The organism is Stappia sp., from assembly GCF_040110915.1.
In the GTDB taxonomy this organism is placed as follows: domain Bacteria; phylum Pseudomonadota; class Alphaproteobacteria; order Rhizobiales; family Stappiaceae; genus Stappia.
Genome location: NZ_CP157793.1, coordinates 536,295 through 551,642, shown reverse-complemented (window position 1 = coordinate 551,642; position 15,348 = coordinate 536,295). Strand labels below are relative to the sequence as shown.

Sequence of the window (15,348 nt, the reverse complement as noted above, 5' to 3'; positions counted from 1 at the left end):
GGGACAGTCCGGATGCGGCGCGAGGCGCGCGCAGGCGGCGCGCGGACACTAATTCAACGTCCCGTGAAACGAAACCGCAAAGTACCGGACCCGCAAGGCGCGAATGTCGCCGCCGGCGCCGCGACCAGGTGCGGGCCGGTCTCCCGCCTGCCGCGACGATATCGCGTCTTGCCTTGACCGGGCCATGCCGGTACTCACCGAAGACACGATTGATGCCCCGACCGAGGAAAGGTCCGAGATCACGATGAGCGACCGCGTCTCCCTGCCCGAAGCCCTGATCTACGTGATGGTGATGGTCTCAGCCTCCGACAGCAGCATGACCGACAAGGAGCTGCATTCCATCGGCGAAGTGGTGAAGACGCTGCCGGTCTTCTCCGGCTTCGACACCGACGACCTCGTGCTCGTCGCGCAGAATTGCGGCACCCGGCTCCAGGCCGAAAACGGCATGAGCGAAACGCTGAACGTGATCGCGGCGAGCGTGCCGGAAAGCCATCGCGACACCGCCTATGCGCTGGCGGTCGAGATCGCCGTCGCCGACGTGCGGGTGCGCCAGGAAGAGCTCCGGATGCTGCAGATGCTGCGCGACGCGCTCGACCTCGACAAGCTCACCGTGGCCGCCATCGAGCGCAGCGCCCAGGCGCGTTACCGCCCGCTCTGATCCGCAGGCGCCGCCGCCCCGCCCGGCCGGCCGGGCGCGAGACCGTAGCCCACCCAGGGCTGCGGGCGGCCGATGTAGTACCCCTGCGCCATCGTCACGCCGAGGTCGGCCAGCGTCTCCAGCGTGCAGGCGTCCTCGACATATTCCGCGATGACGTCGATGCCGAGCTTGCGGGCGACCGCGACGATCCCGGCCACGATGGTTTCCTGGACGGGGTCGCTCGCCACCTCGCCGATCAGCGCGCCGTCGATCTTCAGGCAGTCGATGCGGAACTGGCGGAGATAGGCGAAGGACGACAGGCCGGAGCCGAAGTCGTCGAGAATGATAGCGCTTCCGCGCGCCCGCAGATCGTCGATCAGCCCCTGTGCCGTCGCCATCGAGCGCACCGCCGCGGTCTCCGTGATCTCGAAGGCAAGCCGGTCGGCAGCACCGGGCCGCGCGTCGAGGGCGTCAAGCAGGAACGTCCTGAACTCCGGGTCCCCGATCGACAGGCCGGACAGGTTGATCGTCAGCACCGTCGCGGGGTCCACCTCGTCGAGATGCGCCAGAACCGTCGCCACCACCCAGCGGTCGATGCGCGGCATCACGCCGTGACGTTCGGCCGAGGCGATCAGCGTCGCCGGCGCCAGCACCCGCCCCGCCTCGTCCACGAAGCGCAGAAGCACCTCGGCATGGGCGGGCTCCCGGTCGCGCACCGAGCGGATCGGCATGGTGTGGAGCTGGAAGCGACCGTCCGCGAGCGCGGCGGTCATGATCTCGAAGTTCCCGATATCGGTGCGATGGGCGACCATTTCGCGCGCATCCGGGCGATAGACGACCGGGCGGGCGCCGCCCAGTTCCTTGGCGTAGAGGCAGGCCCGGTCCGCGCGGCTGAGCAGCTGGTGCACGGTCAGCGGCGGGCCGTCCTCGGCGGCGCGCTCGATCGGCGCGATGCCGACGCTCGCGCTGACCGCATGGCTGCGGCCCTCCCAGGTGAAGCGCATCGTGGTCAGATTGGCGATCACGCGCTCGCCGAGGTCAACGGCGTCGGCCCGCGACGTGTTCCGACACACCAGCGCGAATTCATCGCCGCCGAGACGGGCGCAATGGACGTCCTCCCCGGCGAGACTGCGCAGCATGTCGGCGATCTGCCGGAGCAGCGCATCCCCGCCGCTGTGGCCGCACAGATCGTTGACGATCTTGAACTCGTCGAGGTCGATGGTGACGAGCGCCGCGCTCTCGCCGCTCTCGGCGGCCCGCGCCAGCACGTCTTCCAGCGCCTCTTTCAGCGCGTGCCGGTTGCACAGGCCGGTCAGCGCGTCCTCGCGCGCCTGCCGCCGCAGCTTGGCCGACAGGTGCGCCGCCTCGGTGATGTCGCGCAGCACGATGATGGCGCCGGTGACCCTTCCCCGATCGTCGCGATAGGGATCCATCCGCACCCGGATGTGCCGCGCCTCCGTGTCGGTCAGCCGCAACTCGTGTTCGTATTCGACCGAGGTTCCGGCGAAACAGATCTCGAACTGGCGCCGGGCGCGGCTGTCGAAGCGCTCCGCCCCGATCAGATCGCGCACGTGCAGGCCGGGGAAATCCTCCGGTTCCATGCCGTAGAAGGCCGCATTGGCGGCATTCGTCATCTTGTAGCGGAAATCGGTGCCGACGACGGAAATGCGGTCGGTCGTCTGGCGCACGATCTCCTCGTGCATGGACAGACGCTCGCGCATTTTCTGAAAGGGCGTCACGTCGCGCACGCTGGAGATCACGCAGGCGACAGCGCCGGCCTCGTCGTGGACGGGCTGCAGCAGCACCTCCAGCGTCTTGCCCCGCGTCCGGTCGCGCGCGCCGGCGGCATGCAGACGGGCCGGACGCCCCTCGAAGGCCGCGTCCAGCACCGGCTTTCGCAGCGCGAACACACGGTCCCCGAGGATATCCGCCACGTGCTTGCCGATCACCTGCGCCCGCGTCAGCCCCTCCATCTCGAGGAAGGCCGCATCGACCTCGCCGATACGGTAGTCGCGGTCGCAGACGAAGACGCCGGCGCGGTTGAGGTCGATGATCGCCGCCTGCACCGTCTCGCGCGGCAACGGCAGCATCCAGTCGCCGACCGCAGGTGATGCGGAAGAACCGGCCGGCGCCTGTGCCCGATGTCGCCCCACCCCAGGCGTCATGCGCGCGGACCGATGACCATGTCCCAGGGCGCGGGCTTGCCCACGTGATAGCCCTGAACGAGGCTGACGCCGAGGTCCTGCAGGGTTTCCAGCGTCCGCGCATCCTCCACGAACTCCGCGACCACGCGCACCTGCATGGCCGCCGCCACCGCCACGATGCCCGCCACGATGGTCTGCTGAACCGGATCGTTGGCCACGTCGCCGATGATGTTGCCGTCGATCTTCAGCATGTCGACGTCGAAGTGACGGAGATAGCCGAAGGACGACAGGCCCGAGCCGAAATCGTCCAGGATGATGCCGCAGTCGCGCGACTTCAGTGCCGCGATCAGATCCTGGGCGGTCTCCATGGAGCGCACCGCCGAGGTTTCCGTGATCTCGAAGGCGAGCCGTCCGTGCAGGGTCGGATGACGGTCGAGCTCGGCGAGCAGGAAATCGCGAAACTCGGAGTCGCCGACGGACTGGCCCGACAGATTGACCGTGAGGAAGACCCGGTCGTCGGCCTCCGCCATGCGCTCCAGAACATGGCGCACGACCCAGCGGTCGACCCTCGTCATCATCTGGTGGCGCTCCGCCGCGGCGATGAAGGCGCCCGGCGGAAACGCCCGGCCGTCGGGGCCGATCACGCGCAGCAGAACCTCGTGGTAGCTGCCGCTCACACCGTCGATGGCCGCAATGGGCATCGCATAGAGTTCGAAGCGACCGTTCGCCAGCGCGTCCTGCACGATGCGCAGATTGCCGACTTCCTCGAACCGCGCCTGGATCTCCGTATCGCCCGGATGATACACGGAAATCCGCGACCCGCCCTTTTCCTTGGCGAGACGGCATGCCCGGTCGGCCCAGTTGATGACGTCGTAGACTGTGGGCATCGCGGTCTCGAACACGTCCTTGTCGAGATAGGCGAGGCCGATGCTGGCACGGATCGCGTAGCGCGCGCCTTCCCAGTCGAAGCCGGTGGTCTCAAGCGTCGCGATGATGCGGTCGGCCAGCAGCTCGCCGGCGCGCGCCGCCGCCCCCGACAGCACGATGGCGAATTCGTCGCCCCCCAGCCGCGCGATATGGGCGCCGCTCGACATCGAGCGCAGCAGCCCGGCCACCTGCTTCAGCAGGGCGTCGCCGGCGCTGTGGCCGGCGAGATCGTTCACGACCTTGAAGCCATCGAGATCCACCAGCATGAAAGCCGACAGGCATGCATCGGTTTCGCACCCGGTGCGCGCGCATTTGGCGATCCGCGCCTGCAATTCTTCTTCCAGCGCATATCGATTGGCGAGGCCGGTCAGCGTGTCCTGGCGGGCGCGGCGCTCCAGCTCCTCGCGCATCAGCGCCGCCTTGGTGACATCGCGGCGGGTGATCGCGGCCCCGGTGATCACGCCGTCCTCGCCACGAAAGGGCACGCAGGTCAGTTCGTAGAAGGCGACGCTGCCATCCTCGGCCTCGAGGCGGAAGTCGTATTCGACCCGCTCGCCGGCGAACACGCGGGACAGGTTCGGCTCGGCCCGGTTGCGGAAGTTCTCCTCGCCGATCACGTCGCGCACGTGCCGCCCGATGATCTCCTGCGCGGTCAGGCCCCAGGTTTCGGCGTTCGCCCGGTTCGACATCAGGATGCGAAAATCGGTGCTGACGACCGCCATCGCCTCGCTCGACTGGCGCACGACCTCCTCGTGCATGGAGACCCGGGTCTCGAGCTCGTAAAGGGTGGTCGTGTCCTCCATCAGGAGAAGGATGCCGCAAATGAGGCCGTCCTCGCTGCGGATCGGCTCCAGCGTGAGGCGGATCAGAAGATCGCGCGTCGAACGGCGCATGCCCCACTCGACGAAACATTGCCGCTCGCCGGCCAGCGCCGCCTCAAGCGCGGGCTTTCGATACTCGAAGAGCGCCTCGCCGAAGACACTCGCCATGGTGCGCCCGAGCACCTCGGCGCGGTCGAACCCCTCATGCGCCAGAAAGGCATCGTTGATGCCCCGGATCACGTAGTCGCTGTCGTAGAACAGCGAGCGCACGGGCGAGGTGTAGAAGGCCGTGCGGAAGGCATCGTTCAGGAAAGCGAGAGGGTCAGCGGGATAGCCATTCAACAAATCGACAGCGTTGCGGTTCGATGCCACGACGGTTCGCCCCTTCAGACCCTCTACGGCCGTCTCCCAGCCCCTCAAGGCAGTCTGTGATTTGAAGTATTAAGATAGCAGAAAAGAAGTGCGATTCGATCATATATTTTTTCAGGACACTTCAGGATTTCGACACGCCCCGCAGCGGCTCTTCATGGTCTTGTCGGCGGGAGAACACAGACCGCAGAACACAACTATTTATTGCAATTCGACAGATCGAAGTACAATCCAGAGACGGCGGGACGCCGCCGCACTCGGGCCATGCGTGCGCGCACATGAATGCCTTTTTCACGCAGACCAGGATCAAGGCCGCTCAGTTGATGCTGCGCTGCTCGCCGGGAATGTCGAGCGAGAAGGCGGGGATCGCAATGTCGAAGCGGCCACCTTCGAGGTCTTCCATCTCATAGGTTCCGCGCATCATGCCGGACGGCGTGCGCAAGGGACATCCGGAGGTGTATTCGAAGCGCTCGCCAGGCGCGAGCACCGGCTGTTCGCCGACGACACCGAGGCCACGCACCTCTTCCTCGCGGCCCAGCGCATCGACGATCCGCCAGTGACGCGCGCGCAGGCGCACGGTCTCCTGTCCCAGATTGACGATCTCCACGGTGTAGGCCCAGAGGAACTGGTTGGCCTGCGGGTCGGATTCCTCCGCCAGATAGAACGGCTCGACCGTCACCTGAATACCGTGCGTGAGGGCGCGATACATGCATTTCCTCTCCCGTCTCGCGTGACGCGCGCCAGAGGGCGCCTCACGAGCATAGCGCGACGGCGGCCGGTTTCCAGCCTTGCGCGCCGCGTCGACGGGGTCCGGAAGAGGCGGCGATGACGCGAGCGTGAGCGGATGCGACTTGCGCGCGGGGCCCGTCCGGTCCATCCAGACGCAACCTCTGCGCCGCTTGATGATCCGGGACCGCCATGTTCGATACGCGCCTGCGCCGTCTGATCGATCCGCCCCTCGACGCCGCCGGGCGGCAGCTTGCCGCGCGCGGGGTCACGGCCGACGCGATCACGCTCGCCGGCTTCGGCGTCGGGCTCGCCGGCGCGCTCGCCATCGCGCTCGGCCACCCGGGCCTCGCCGTGGTTCTGATCCTCGTCAACCGGCTGGCGGACGGGCTCGACGGCGCGGTCGCGCGCGCCAGCCACAAGACCGACCGCGGCGGCTATCTCGACATCGTGCTCGACTTCTTCTTCTACGGCGCGGTGCCGTTTGCCTTCGCGCTCGCCGATACGTCCACCAACGCGCTGGCCGCGAGCGCCCTTCTGCTCAGCTTCTACATGAACGGCGCGAGCTTCCTCGGCTTCTCGGTCATGGCGGCGAAACGCGGCATGACCACCGACATTCAGGGCCAGAAGTCGCTCTATTACCTCGGCGGCCTCGCCGAAGGCGCGGAGACCATCGCCGTCTTCCTGGCCATGTGCCTGTTTCCGACAGCCTTCGCGGCGATCGCCTGGAGCTTCGCCGCCGTCTGCGTCGTCTCGGCGAGCGCGCGGGTGATCCTGGTCGCGCGAATGCTGCGCGAATGACACCTGCGCCCGACCGCGCCCGGTCGGGATCAGTCCCGCGCGGCGTCGAGGGCCGCCAGAATGTCCGTGGCCAGATCCTCGGCGTTTTCCAGCCCGACCGACAGCCGGAGCAGCCCGTCGGTGATGCCCAGTTCGGCGCGCGCCTCTTCCTTCAGGCTCTGGTGCGTCGTCGTCGCCGGATGGGTCACCAGGCTCTTGGCGTCGCCGAGATTGTTGGAGAGCTTGACGATCTCAAGCGCATTGGCGAAGCGGAAGGCCGCCTGCTTGCCACCCGCGACCTCGAAGGCCAGCATCGTCGAACCGGCCTTCATCTGCCGCCGGGCGAGGTCCGCCTGCGGATGGTCGGCGCGGCCGGGATAGATCAGCCGCGCGACCGCCGGATGGTCGGCGATGCGGTCGGCGAGTACGGCCGCCGTTTCCGTCTGGCGGGTGACGCGCAAGGGCAGCGTCTCCAGCCCCTTCAGCAGGACCCAGGCGTTGAACGGGCTCATCGCCGGGCCGGTGTGCTTGATGAGCGGCATCACCTCGTCGGCGATCCACTCCGCATCCGAAAGCACGGCACCGCCCAGACAGCGGCCCTGCCCGTCGATGTGCTTGGTGGCGGAATAGACGACCACATCCGCGCCCAGGTCCAGCGGCGACTGCCACAGCGGCGTTGCGAAGACATTATCGACGATGAGCCGCGCGCCGACCTTGTGCGCCATCTCCGCCACCGCCGCGATATCGATCACCTCCAACGTCGGATTGGTCGGGCTTTCCAGGAAACAGGCGACCGTCTCGGGCCGGATCGCGGCGCGCCACTGGTCGAGATCTGTGCCGTCGACCAGCGTCGAGGCAACGCCCATGCGCGGCAGCAGCGTTTCCACGATGTAGCGGCAGGAGCCGAACAGCGCCTTGGCCGCGACGACGTGATCGCCGGCCTTGCAGCAGGCCATCAGCGCCAGATTGACCGCCGCCATGCCGCTTGCCGTGCCGCGTGCGGCCTCCGCGCCTTCCAGTTCGGCGATGCGGGCCTCGAACATGGCCACCGTCGGATTGGCATAGCGCGAGTAGACGAAGCCCGGATCGTCGCCGTTGAAGCGGGCTTCCGCCGCTTCCGCGCTGTCGTAGACGAAGCCTTGCGTCAGGAACATCGCCTCGGAGGTCTCCCCGAAGGGCGAGCGCGTCGTGCCGCCATGAACGAGCGCGGTTTCGGGGTGCCAGCGGCGAGTGGTCGAAGTCATCGTGGTCTCCAAAGCAAAAACCCCGGCCGTTCGGCCGGGGTTTTTGCAACCCGGCCTTTTTAGCGACTTGTTTAACGTGGCTGCAAGCCGGCCGGCTCAAATCACCACGGAGTGGACAGGTTCTTAGGCGAACCCCTCCCCTGCGTCAACTGCCTGGCACGCTCGCCCGCGCCCCGCCGCCACCCGGGACGTGCAAAACGACCGCGCTTGCGCTAAGGACGGCACACAAAACGGGGACAGGCGACGACATGACCGCAACCGACCAGGGCATCCTTCCCGCACAGGCGCTCGAAACCATGTTCGCGCAGGGCGCGATCACTTCGCCTCGCCAGCCGGATGGCGACCAGATCCAGCCCGCGAGCCTCGATCTGCGGCTCGGGCCGCTCGCCTACCGGGTGCGCGCCAGCTTTCTGCCCGGCGCGGGCGCGAAGGTGATGGACAAGCTCGACCGGCTGAAGCTCCACGCCTTCGACCTGACGCGCGGCGCGGTGCTCGAAACCGGCTGCGTCTACATCGTCCCGCTGATGGAGGGGCTGGCGCTGCCGGACGACGTGTCGGCCACCACCAACCCGAAGAGCTCCACCGGACGGCTCGACGTCTTCACCCGCGTCATCACCGACGAGGGCCGCGCCTTCGACACGGTGCCGGCCGGCTATCGCGGCCCGCTCTACGCCGAAATCAGCCCGCGCACCTTTCCCGTGCTGGTGCGCGAGGGCTCCAGGCTGTCGCAGATCCGCTTCCGCAAGGGCGCGCCGACGGTGCCCGACGCCGAGCTTCAGGCCGTGCATCTGGCGCAGGAACTCGTCTCCGGCGGCGACACGGCGATCGCCGGCGGGGTGCATCTCACCATCGACCTTCAGGGCGAGGGGCCGGGCAGCCTGATCGGCTATCGCGGCAAGCGCCACACCGGCGTGATCGACATGGACGCCAAGGCCGCGCAGGACCCGCTCGACTTCTGGGAGCCCATCGTCAACCGCGGCGAGGCGGCGCTCATCCTCGATCCCAACGAGTTCTACATCCTCGTCTCGCGCGAGGCGGTGCATGTGCCGCCGCTCTTCGCGGCCGAGATGGTGCCCTTCGATCCGCTGGTCGGCGAGTTCCGGGTGCATTACGCGGGCTTCTTCGATCCCGGCTTCGGACATTCCGAGATCGGCGGCGGCGGCTCGCGCGCCGTGCTCGAGGTGCGCTCGCACGAGGTGCCCTTCATCGTCGAGCACGGCCAGACCGTCGGCCGGCTCGTTTACGAACACATGCAGGAACGCCCGCGCACGCTCTACGGCGAGGGCATCGGCTCCAACTACCAGGGCCAGGCGCTGAAACTGTCGAAACACTTCCGGGCAAGCGTCTGATAGCAGGCATCCGGCATTCGGCCACCGGTCCCGGCGGGCCGGACAGCGAGACGACCCCTCAGCTTCGCGTGACCATGACAAAGCCTGACCGATGGCCAACATCCTGGAAACAGACCTCTATCCTCCGATCAAGGCCTTTCTCGCGGCGCAGGGCTACGAGGTGAAGGCGGAAGTCGGCGCCGCCGATGTCGTCGCCCGCCGGGGCACGGAGGATCCCGTGATCGTCGAGCTGAAAACGGGGTTCAGCTTGGGTCTTTTTCATCAGGCGATCGCGCGGCAGTCGATCACCGATTCCGTCTATGTGGCGGTCCCCCGGCTGGCGGGCCGCAGATTTCAGGCAGCCCTGAAGAACAATCTCAAGCTCGCCCGCCGCCTTGGCCTCGGGCTGATCACGGTGCGCCTGTCGGACGCGCTGGTCGAAGTGCATCTGGATCCCGCCCCGTTCACCCCGCGCAAGTCGAAACCGCGCAAGGACCGCTTGCTGAGGGAGTTCGCCCGCCGGGTCGGCGACCCGAACACCGGGGGCTCGACACGGGTCGCCCTGGTAACCGCCTATCGGCAGGACGCGCTGCGCTGCGCCGCCCATCTCGACGCGAATGGCCCCAGCCGGGGCGCGGAGGTGGCCAGGGCGACCGGCGTGGCCCGCGCGACACGACTGATGGCCGACGATCATTACGGCTGGTTCGAACGGGTGGACCGCGGCGTCTATGCGTTGACCCCGAAGGGCGCCGCCGCGCTTCCCGGCTTGGCCGGCTTGGCCGCCCTGCCCGCCGTGGCGAAGAACGCGGAATAGCGCCTTGCCCCTCATGACGATAACCCGCGAATACGAGGGCTATCTGGAAGACCGGAAATCCCGGTTTCTGGCGCATCTGGTGCCGCTCGCCGCGTTCGACGCCCGCCTGGAGGAGTTGCGCAAGCAACACCGCAAGGCCAATCACATCGTCACCGCGCATCGCCGGCTTCTGGACGACGGCCGCATCGAGGAAAGCGCCAGGGACGACGGCGAGCCGGCCGGCACCTCCGGCATGCCGACGCTGAAAGTCCTGCAGGGCGCGCATCTGGTCGATTGCGCGGTGCTGATCGTGCGCTATTTCGGCGGCGTGAAGCTCGGCGGCGTGAAGCTCGGCGGCGGCGGTCTGGCGCGCGCCTATTCCGGGGCCGCGCAGACCGCGATCGCCAACGCCCGGCTTGTGCCCTTCCAGCGGCGGTCGACGCGCCGCGTCAGCGCGGATTTCGCCGGCACCGCCGAGCTTGAGGGTCGCGTCGCTCACCTCGGGCTGACGGTGATCGCCCGCGAGTTCACCGCCGACGGCGTGACGCTCACCCTCGAGGGACCGGAGGACGCCCTCAACGAGCTGGACGACTGATCACGTCGGGTGCCCGTCCCCCGCTTCGCCCCGGCCGCGCAGGGCCTGCACTTCCTTCCGGAGCGCGCGCACCTCGGCGAGCAGCACGCTCGTCTCGTCGTGGATCGCCTGCCGGTCGGCCTCGGCGGTCTGTTCGTGCTCCTGCTGCATGGCGGAGACGATGACACCGATGAAGAGGTTCAACACCGTGAAGGCGGTGCACAGGATGAAGGGCACGAACAGCAGCCAGGAGAGCGGATAGGTCTCCATCACCGGGCGGACGATGCCCATCGACCAGCTTTCCAGCGTCATGATCTGGAACAGCGTGTAGAGCGAGCGCCCGATGGTGCCGAACCATTCGGGGAAGGACGCGCCATAGAGCTTCGTCGTCATCACGGCGAAGACATAGAAGACCAGCGACAGCAGAAGCACGATGGAGCCCATGCCGGGCAGGGCCGCGACCAGTCCGCCGACCACCCGGCGCAGCGACGGCATCATCGAGATCAGACGCAGCACACGCAGGATGCGCAGCGCGCGCAGCACCGACAGCGGACCTGTTGCCGGCATCAGGGCGACCGCCACGACGGCGAAATCGAACAGGCTCCAGGGGTCGCGGAAGAAGGCGAGCCGGTGGGCGTAGATCCTGAGCGCGATCTCCACCACGAAGACGGCGAGCACCGCGCGGTCCAGCGCCAGCAGGAACGGCCCCGCGACGGCCATCGCCGCCGGGCTCGTTTCCAGCCCCAGCGTCACGGCGTTGATCACGATGAGGGCGATGATCGCCGCTTCCCATCGCTTCGACTGCACGAGGCGCGTCACCTGCTCCCGCATGATTTCCAGCTCCTGTGTGTGTGAGGTCGCATGATCGTGTCGCCGACCCGGCGCGCACCGCGGTGCGCGGGCGCGCGAACCGCCGCCCAACGTGGCGATTGGCCGGGCGAAATCAAGCGCAAACTCGCGCCCCCGGGACCTTCGCGCTCCGGCCCGGCGGCGACGTGGCCGGGACACGGCGGGGACGCGCGATCAAAGCCGTGCGTTGTGCGGCGACGCCGGCGCCTCGCCTCTTGACACGGGCCCTGCGGCACGCCGATATAGCGCGACGAGGCGGGTGTAGCTCAATGGTAGAGCAGAAGCTTCCCAAGCTTAAGACGAGGGTTCGATTCCCTTCACCCGCTCCATCCGCCCCGCGTCGCGGCGGCGCGCGACACGCTCCCTGACATATCCGGCAAGTCACCGCTGCAGCAAGTGATCGTGCGGCCCGTGTTCCTTCGCAGCTGCGGAGCGGGCTTCCGCCTGCCTCACCCGGCGGGCGTCTCGAACAGCGTCGGCGAGTAGAGCGGAAAGCGCGCCGTCGCCCGCTCCGCGTCCGAGGCAGGCAGGAGCAGCCGTCCGCCGCGCCCCTTGAAGAGCCCGAGCCCCGCGACTCCCCGGTCTGCCGGGTGCCGATCCGGGCCGTAGCTGGCCAGAAGCTCCGCCAGCGCCGGATCCTCGGCCATGCGCGCGTCCGCCCGCGCCAGCTCACAGAGCGCCAGGGCGATGCCGATGCGCCCGCAGCACAGACTGTCGCCGGCGCGCGCCTGACCGGAGAGCGCATGACACGCCGCCTCCCGGGCGACATCGAGAAACGCGGTCTCCGCGAACACCCGAAACGCCGCCGTGAACAGCAGCACATGACCCGCACTGCCGTGACACCAGCCCGGCCAGCCATCGGAGGGGGCAACCTCCCCGGCCTCGACCGGCCAGAAGCGCCCTTTTGCGCCGACGCGGGAACGCGCGGTCAGCCCGGCCAGCACGGCGGCGTCCAGTGGCTCGGGCGCTCGGCCCGCCGCCTTGCGGAACAGCAGGACGGCGAAGAGCGCCCCGGCCACGCCATGCGCGAAGCCGAGGTAGCGCGGGCCAGACCCGGCGACGGGATCCTCGGCGAAGCCCGCAAGCAGCGGTTCGATCTGCGCCGCAAGGGCCGCGCCCGACGCCAGCAGATCGGCCCGCGCCGGGCCGGTCGGCGCGTCTTCGCCAAGAAGCAGCATGCCGATGGCCGCCAGCACGCTGGCCTGGCCGCCGGTGACATCGATCACCGCCTGCGGGTCGGCGGGATCGCGGGCAGCCGCCCGCCGCGCGGCTGCGACGATCTCCGACAGGCAGCGCTCCGCCGTCTCGCTCTCGCCGGTCGAGGCGACGAGGCGATACTGGATGAGATCGAGACCGAGGGGGCGCTGCAGCAGGCCTTCGGGCGTTGCGAGGTCGTGCAAGGGACGCCAGCCATGCGGCCAGTCGCCCGCAAGGCGCGCACGCTCGATCCACAGATCGGCGGCCGCCACCAGGCGGGCGTCCTCGCGGGTCCTCCCGCGCTCCAGCAGCGCGAGTGCCGCGCCCGCCATGCCGTCATAGATCGCGGCCGCGCCCGGTTCGGCGAAATCCGCCTCCCAGCCCTCCAGCGTCGCGAGCGTGGGCAGCCAGACGTGGGCAAGCGGATCGGCCAGCGCGGAGGACGGAGCGGACGACGGTGGCGGAGGCACACATCGGGGCGCCTGCGCCAGCGCATCGGACAGCGCCTCGTTAAAGTCCGCCATGGAGGAAAACCGCGCCGACGGGGATTTCGCCAGCGCCTGTCGCAAGACCTGCTCGACCGGTGGCCAGTCGAGACCGAAGGCGGCGAAGGGGCGCGGGTCCTCCTCGACGATCTGGCGCGCGCTTTCCGCCTGTTCCAGCGACAGATCCAGCGGCGGCGTGCCGGTCACCACCTCGAAGATCAGGGTCGCGACGCCATATTGCTCACCGGCCGCGCTTGAGCCGGCGATCGCGCCGCCATCGCGCCGGGCCGCCAGCGCTTCGGGTTCGAAATAGGACTGGACGCCGAGCCGCCCGCCCGGCGGGTGGTCCCCGGCGACAACGGCCGCGCCGAAATCCACGAGGCGCACGCCCGGCGCGGCATCCCGACCCGCGTCTTGGGCCGGATCGACCAGGATGTTCTTGGGGTGAATGTCGCCATGCAGCACCTCCGCCGCATGCAGGCGGGCATAGGCCCCGGCCAGAGCGCGGGCCAGCGCCGCGCGCGCCGGCATCTCCTGACGGTTGGCCAGCCAGGCGGCCAGCGTCACGCCCTCAAGCGGGTCCAGCGCGAGCGCCGGCCCCGCCCCGCGCACCCCGAGACACCGATGGCGCGCGACGAGGTCCGGTGCGCGCTCGGCGAGATGCGCATAGGCCCGCGCCTCCCGCTCGAGCCCGCCGCCGACCGGCGTTCCGTGCTGCCATTTGATCACGCGGTCGATGCCTTGCGCGTCGCGCATGCGGGCAACGGCGCAGTCGGAACTGTCGGCAAGCAACGCAAGCAGCGTGAAGTCCGGAAAGGCCTCGGCCAGCCGCGCCGGAAGGTCGGGGGCGGCGGCGATGCTGTCCGGCGGCACCAGCACCTCGGCATCCACGAAGTCCGACAAAAGCCCGCCGACACGCGCCAGGATCGCCTGGGGATCGGCCCCGGTTTTCCGGGCGTAGGCGAGGATGGCGGCGGCAATCGCATGGGGCGCGCGAAAGACCTCCAGCAGGTCGGCGGTGGCGCGCGTGATGCGCTCCGAGGTGACCCGCCCGCGCAGACGCGACAGGACGACGTCGGTTTCCGCCCCGCCGAGGCTGCGGCGCATCTCCGGCGAAAACGCGCTGACCGGCGTCAGTTCGACGTCCGCGTTCAGCACGAAGGCCCCGCGCATGCCGGAGGCGTCGTCGCTCATGCCATGCGCTCCTTCGGCAGTGCCCCATCCGGCATCCAGCCGAAGAGATCGATGCGCGCCAGAAGCAAGTGGCGCAGAAGATCCTCCAGAGCGTCCGCCGACGTGCGCGCGGCCGGCATCGCGGCGAGCGTGCCGGCGATCTCGCGCGCCACATGCGCGCGCCAGCTCACGCGCTCTCCCGGCCCCGGCGGCGGATCCTCGGCCATGGCCGCGAAGCCGCGCGGATCGAGCGGACGGGCGAAGGGCACGCCCTGCCCGGCGATCCCTGCGAACTCCCGCTCAAGCCGGGCGACGAACCGGCCGCGCTCGGCCGCATCGGCGAAATAGACCACGAGCTTGTCGGGGCGCGCCGCCCCTTGCGCGCCCGCGCCGCATTTGTAGGCGGTCACGTCGCAGTCGGCGGCGAGCGCGTGCAGGCGCTGAAGCGTCTCGCCAAAGGCCGAGGGAACGGGGCTCAGATAGACCTTGTGACGCAAGGCGGCACTGACGGCGCGCGCGCGATGGTTCCAGTAGATCCAGCCGGGCGGCGTCGAGCGGAGGAAGCGCGCGTCCGCCTCCGGCAGCGGTTCCGGCGCGGCGCGTCCCGGCAGCGTGTTGAAGCGGTAGAGCTTTCCGGCCAGACGCGGCGCGGACAGATGGCGCAGCGCCAGAGCCTGAACAAGTGCGGCATGGCTTGCCGGCGCCTGGGCTTGCGCCCGCGCGAAGAGCCCGCGCAGGGCCTGCGGAAAGAGCGGATCGAGCGACGCAGGCCCGGAGCGAAACGGCCCGTCACCCGTTTGCATCTCCAGAAGCCCCCGCGCGCTCAACCGCGCGAACAGCAATGCAAGGTCCGCCACCGCCCCGGACCCGTCGCCGCACCCCCCGCACGAGGCGCCCGGCGCATCGAGGCGCCGGGCCACGGCGGCATCCACGGGATGACGAAGGGGAGATGCGACGGAAGACGTCTCCTCCCCTTGCGGTCGGCGAAGGTCGAACAGGCCCGGCGCGCTGTCCGAGGCGACGATCCTCGTATCGGGATGCAGGCGAAAGCGCGCGTGCCGCAATCGCGGCAGATCGAGGACAGTCGAGGGAATGCCGGACGGGGAGATCGCGGATGGGCGGGCGACTGGCGAAGAGGAAACCGGCGGGACGCCGGCGGCGCCGTCTTCGGAAAGGTCTTCGCCGGAATCCGCTGCATCCGAGCCGGCCGCATCCGCGTGCATGGCACCCGTTTGTCGTCCCTCCCTCGGCTCTGCCTGCGTCCGTTGTCCGGGGATCGCGGTCATCGGCCCCGGCCTCCC

Annotated in this window: 12 protein-coding genes, 1 tRNA gene and 1 riboswitch; of the genes, 6 read left to right on the top strand and 7 right to left on the bottom strand. The window is 69.1% G+C overall.

Annotated features, from left to right (window positions below; all coding sequences use genetic code 11):
* Positions 1 to 244 precede the first annotated feature (244 nt).
* Positions 245 to 658, top strand: coding sequence for a tellurite resistance TerB family protein (locus ABL312_RS02485; RefSeq protein ID WP_349359804.1), 414 nt, complete (start codon positions 245 to 247; stop codon positions 656 to 658).
* Here the strand turns inward: ABL312_RS02485 and ABL312_RS02480 are convergent.
* From ABL312_RS02480 to apaG, 3 genes are all read right to left on the bottom strand, one after another.
* Positions 643 to 2,727 (bottom strand): EAL domain-containing protein, encoded by a 2,085-nt coding sequence (locus ABL312_RS02480; protein WP_349359803.1) that lies wholly within the window; start codon positions 2,725 to 2,727, stop codon positions 643 to 645. The genes ABL312_RS02485 and ABL312_RS02480 overlap by 16 nt on opposite strands.
* Positions 2,728 to 2,798: 71 nt before the next feature.
* Positions 2,799 to 4,901 carry an EAL domain-containing protein gene (locus ABL312_RS02475; RefSeq protein WP_349359802.1) on the bottom strand — a complete coding sequence of 701 codons (2,103 nt, stop codon included), beginning with the start codon at positions 4,899 to 4,901 and terminating at the stop codon, positions 2,799 to 2,801.
* Positions 4,902 to 5,214: 313 nt separating this feature from the next.
* On the bottom strand, positions 5,215 to 5,607 hold the full coding sequence (apaG, locus tag ABL312_RS02470) for a Co2+/Mg2+ efflux protein ApaG (protein WP_349359801.1): 393 nt from the start codon (positions 5,605 to 5,607) through the stop codon (positions 5,215 to 5,217).
* 209 nt (positions 5,608 to 5,816) lie between these two features.
* Here apaG and ABL312_RS02465 point away from each other — a divergent pair, with 209 nt between their 5' ends.
* Positions 5,817 to 6,425 (top strand): CDP-alcohol phosphatidyltransferase family protein, encoded by a 609-nt coding sequence (locus ABL312_RS02465; protein ID WP_349359800.1) that lies wholly within the window; start codon positions 5,817 to 5,819, stop codon positions 6,423 to 6,425.
* Positions 6,426 to 6,454: 29 nt separating this feature from the next.
* Here ABL312_RS02465 and ABL312_RS02460 read toward each other — a convergent pair whose 3' ends face one another.
* Complete coding sequence (locus tag ABL312_RS02460) at positions 6,455 to 7,648, bottom strand: O-succinylhomoserine sulfhydrylase (RefSeq protein WP_349359799.1); 1,194 nt, start codon at positions 7,646 to 7,648, stop codon at positions 6,455 to 6,457.
* Positions 7,649 to 7,686: 38 nt separating this feature from the next.
* Positions 7,687 to 7,766, bottom strand: a riboswitch (SAM riboswitch).
* 130 nt (positions 7,767 to 7,896) lie between these two features.
* On the opposite strand from ABL312_RS02460, the gene ABL312_RS02455 reads away from it, so the two are divergent.
* From ABL312_RS02455 to ABL312_RS02445, 3 genes are all read left to right on the top strand, one after another.
* Positions 7,897 to 8,997 (top strand): 2'-deoxycytidine 5'-triphosphate deaminase, encoded by a 1,101-nt coding sequence (locus ABL312_RS02455; RefSeq protein ID WP_349359798.1) that lies wholly within the window; start codon positions 7,897 to 7,899, stop codon positions 8,995 to 8,997.
* A gap of 91 nt (positions 8,998 to 9,088) precedes the next feature.
* On the top strand, positions 9,089 to 9,790 hold the full coding sequence (locus ABL312_RS02450; RefSeq protein WP_349359797.1) for a DUF2161 family putative PD-(D/E)XK-type phosphodiesterase: 702 nt from the start codon (positions 9,089 to 9,091) through the stop codon (positions 9,788 to 9,790).
* 13 nt (positions 9,791 to 9,803) lie between these two features.
* Positions 9,804 to 10,364, top strand: coding sequence for a YigZ family protein (locus ABL312_RS02445; RefSeq protein WP_349359796.1), 561 nt, complete (start codon positions 9,804 to 9,806; stop codon positions 10,362 to 10,364).
* On the opposite strand, the gene ABL312_RS02440 is transcribed toward ABL312_RS02445, so the two are convergent.
* Positions 10,365 to 11,174, bottom strand: a complete 810-nt coding sequence (locus tag ABL312_RS02440; protein WP_349359795.1) for an ion transporter — start codon at positions 11,172 to 11,174, stop codon at positions 10,365 to 10,367. It lies immediately after the preceding gene.
* 273 nt (positions 11,175 to 11,447) lie between these two features.
* Here ABL312_RS02440 and ABL312_RS02435 point away from each other — a divergent pair.
* Positions 11,448 to 11,521 (top strand) — tRNA-Gly (locus ABL312_RS02435).
* A 120-nt stretch (positions 11,522 to 11,641) separates the two neighbouring features.
* Here ABL312_RS02435 and ABL312_RS02430 read toward each other — a convergent pair.
* Together ABL312_RS02430 and ABL312_RS02425 are read right to left on the bottom strand one after the other, a co-directional pair.
* A complete protein-coding gene (locus ABL312_RS02430) occupies positions 11,642 to 14,068 on the bottom strand; it encodes a lanthionine synthetase LanC family protein (RefSeq protein ID WP_349359794.1) in 2,427 nt (808 codons plus the stop codon).
* A complete protein-coding gene (locus ABL312_RS02425; RefSeq protein WP_349359793.1) occupies positions 14,065 to 14,904 on the bottom strand; it encodes a hypothetical protein in 840 nt (279 codons plus the stop codon). The genes ABL312_RS02430 and ABL312_RS02425 overlap by 4 nt, the downstream gene beginning before the upstream one ends.
* Positions 14,905 to 15,348: the final 444 nt, after the last annotated feature.

Bases quoted from the DNA above. Each gene is read 5' to 3' on its own strand.
- ABL312_RS02485 (WP_349359804.1), top strand. From the start codon at position 245: ATGAGCGACCGCGTCTCCCTGCCCGAAGCCCTGATCTACGTGATGGTG.
- apaG (WP_349359801.1), bottom strand. From the start codon at position 5,607: ATGTATCGCGCCCTCACGCACGGTATTCAGGTGACGGTCGAGCCGTTC.
- ABL312_RS02430 (WP_349359794.1), bottom strand. From the start codon at position 14,068: ATGAGCGACGACGCCTCCGGCATGCGCGGGGCCTTCGTGCTGAACGCG.
- ABL312_RS02455 (WP_349359798.1), top strand. From the start codon at position 7,897: ATGACCGCAACCGACCAGGGCATCCTTCCCGCACAGGCGCTCGAAACC.
- ABL312_RS02480 (WP_349359803.1), bottom strand. From the start codon at position 2,727: ATGCTGCCGTTGCCGCGCGAGACGGTGCAGGCGGCGATCATCGACCTC.
- ABL312_RS02450 (WP_349359797.1), top strand. From the start codon at position 9,089: ATGGCCAACATCCTGGAAACAGACCTCTATCCTCCGATCAAGGCCTTT.
- ABL312_RS02465 (WP_349359800.1), top strand. From the start codon at position 5,817: ATGTTCGATACGCGCCTGCGCCGTCTGATCGATCCGCCCCTCGACGCC.
- ABL312_RS02440 (WP_349359795.1), bottom strand. From the start codon at position 11,174: ATGCGGGAGCAGGTGACGCGCCTCGTGCAGTCGAAGCGATGGGAAGCG.
- ABL312_RS02445 (WP_349359796.1), top strand. From the start codon at position 9,804: ATGACGATAACCCGCGAATACGAGGGCTATCTGGAAGACCGGAAATCC.
- ABL312_RS02460 (WP_349359799.1), bottom strand. From the start codon at position 7,648: ATGACTTCGACCACTCGCCGCTGGCACCCCGAAACCGCGCTCGTTCAT.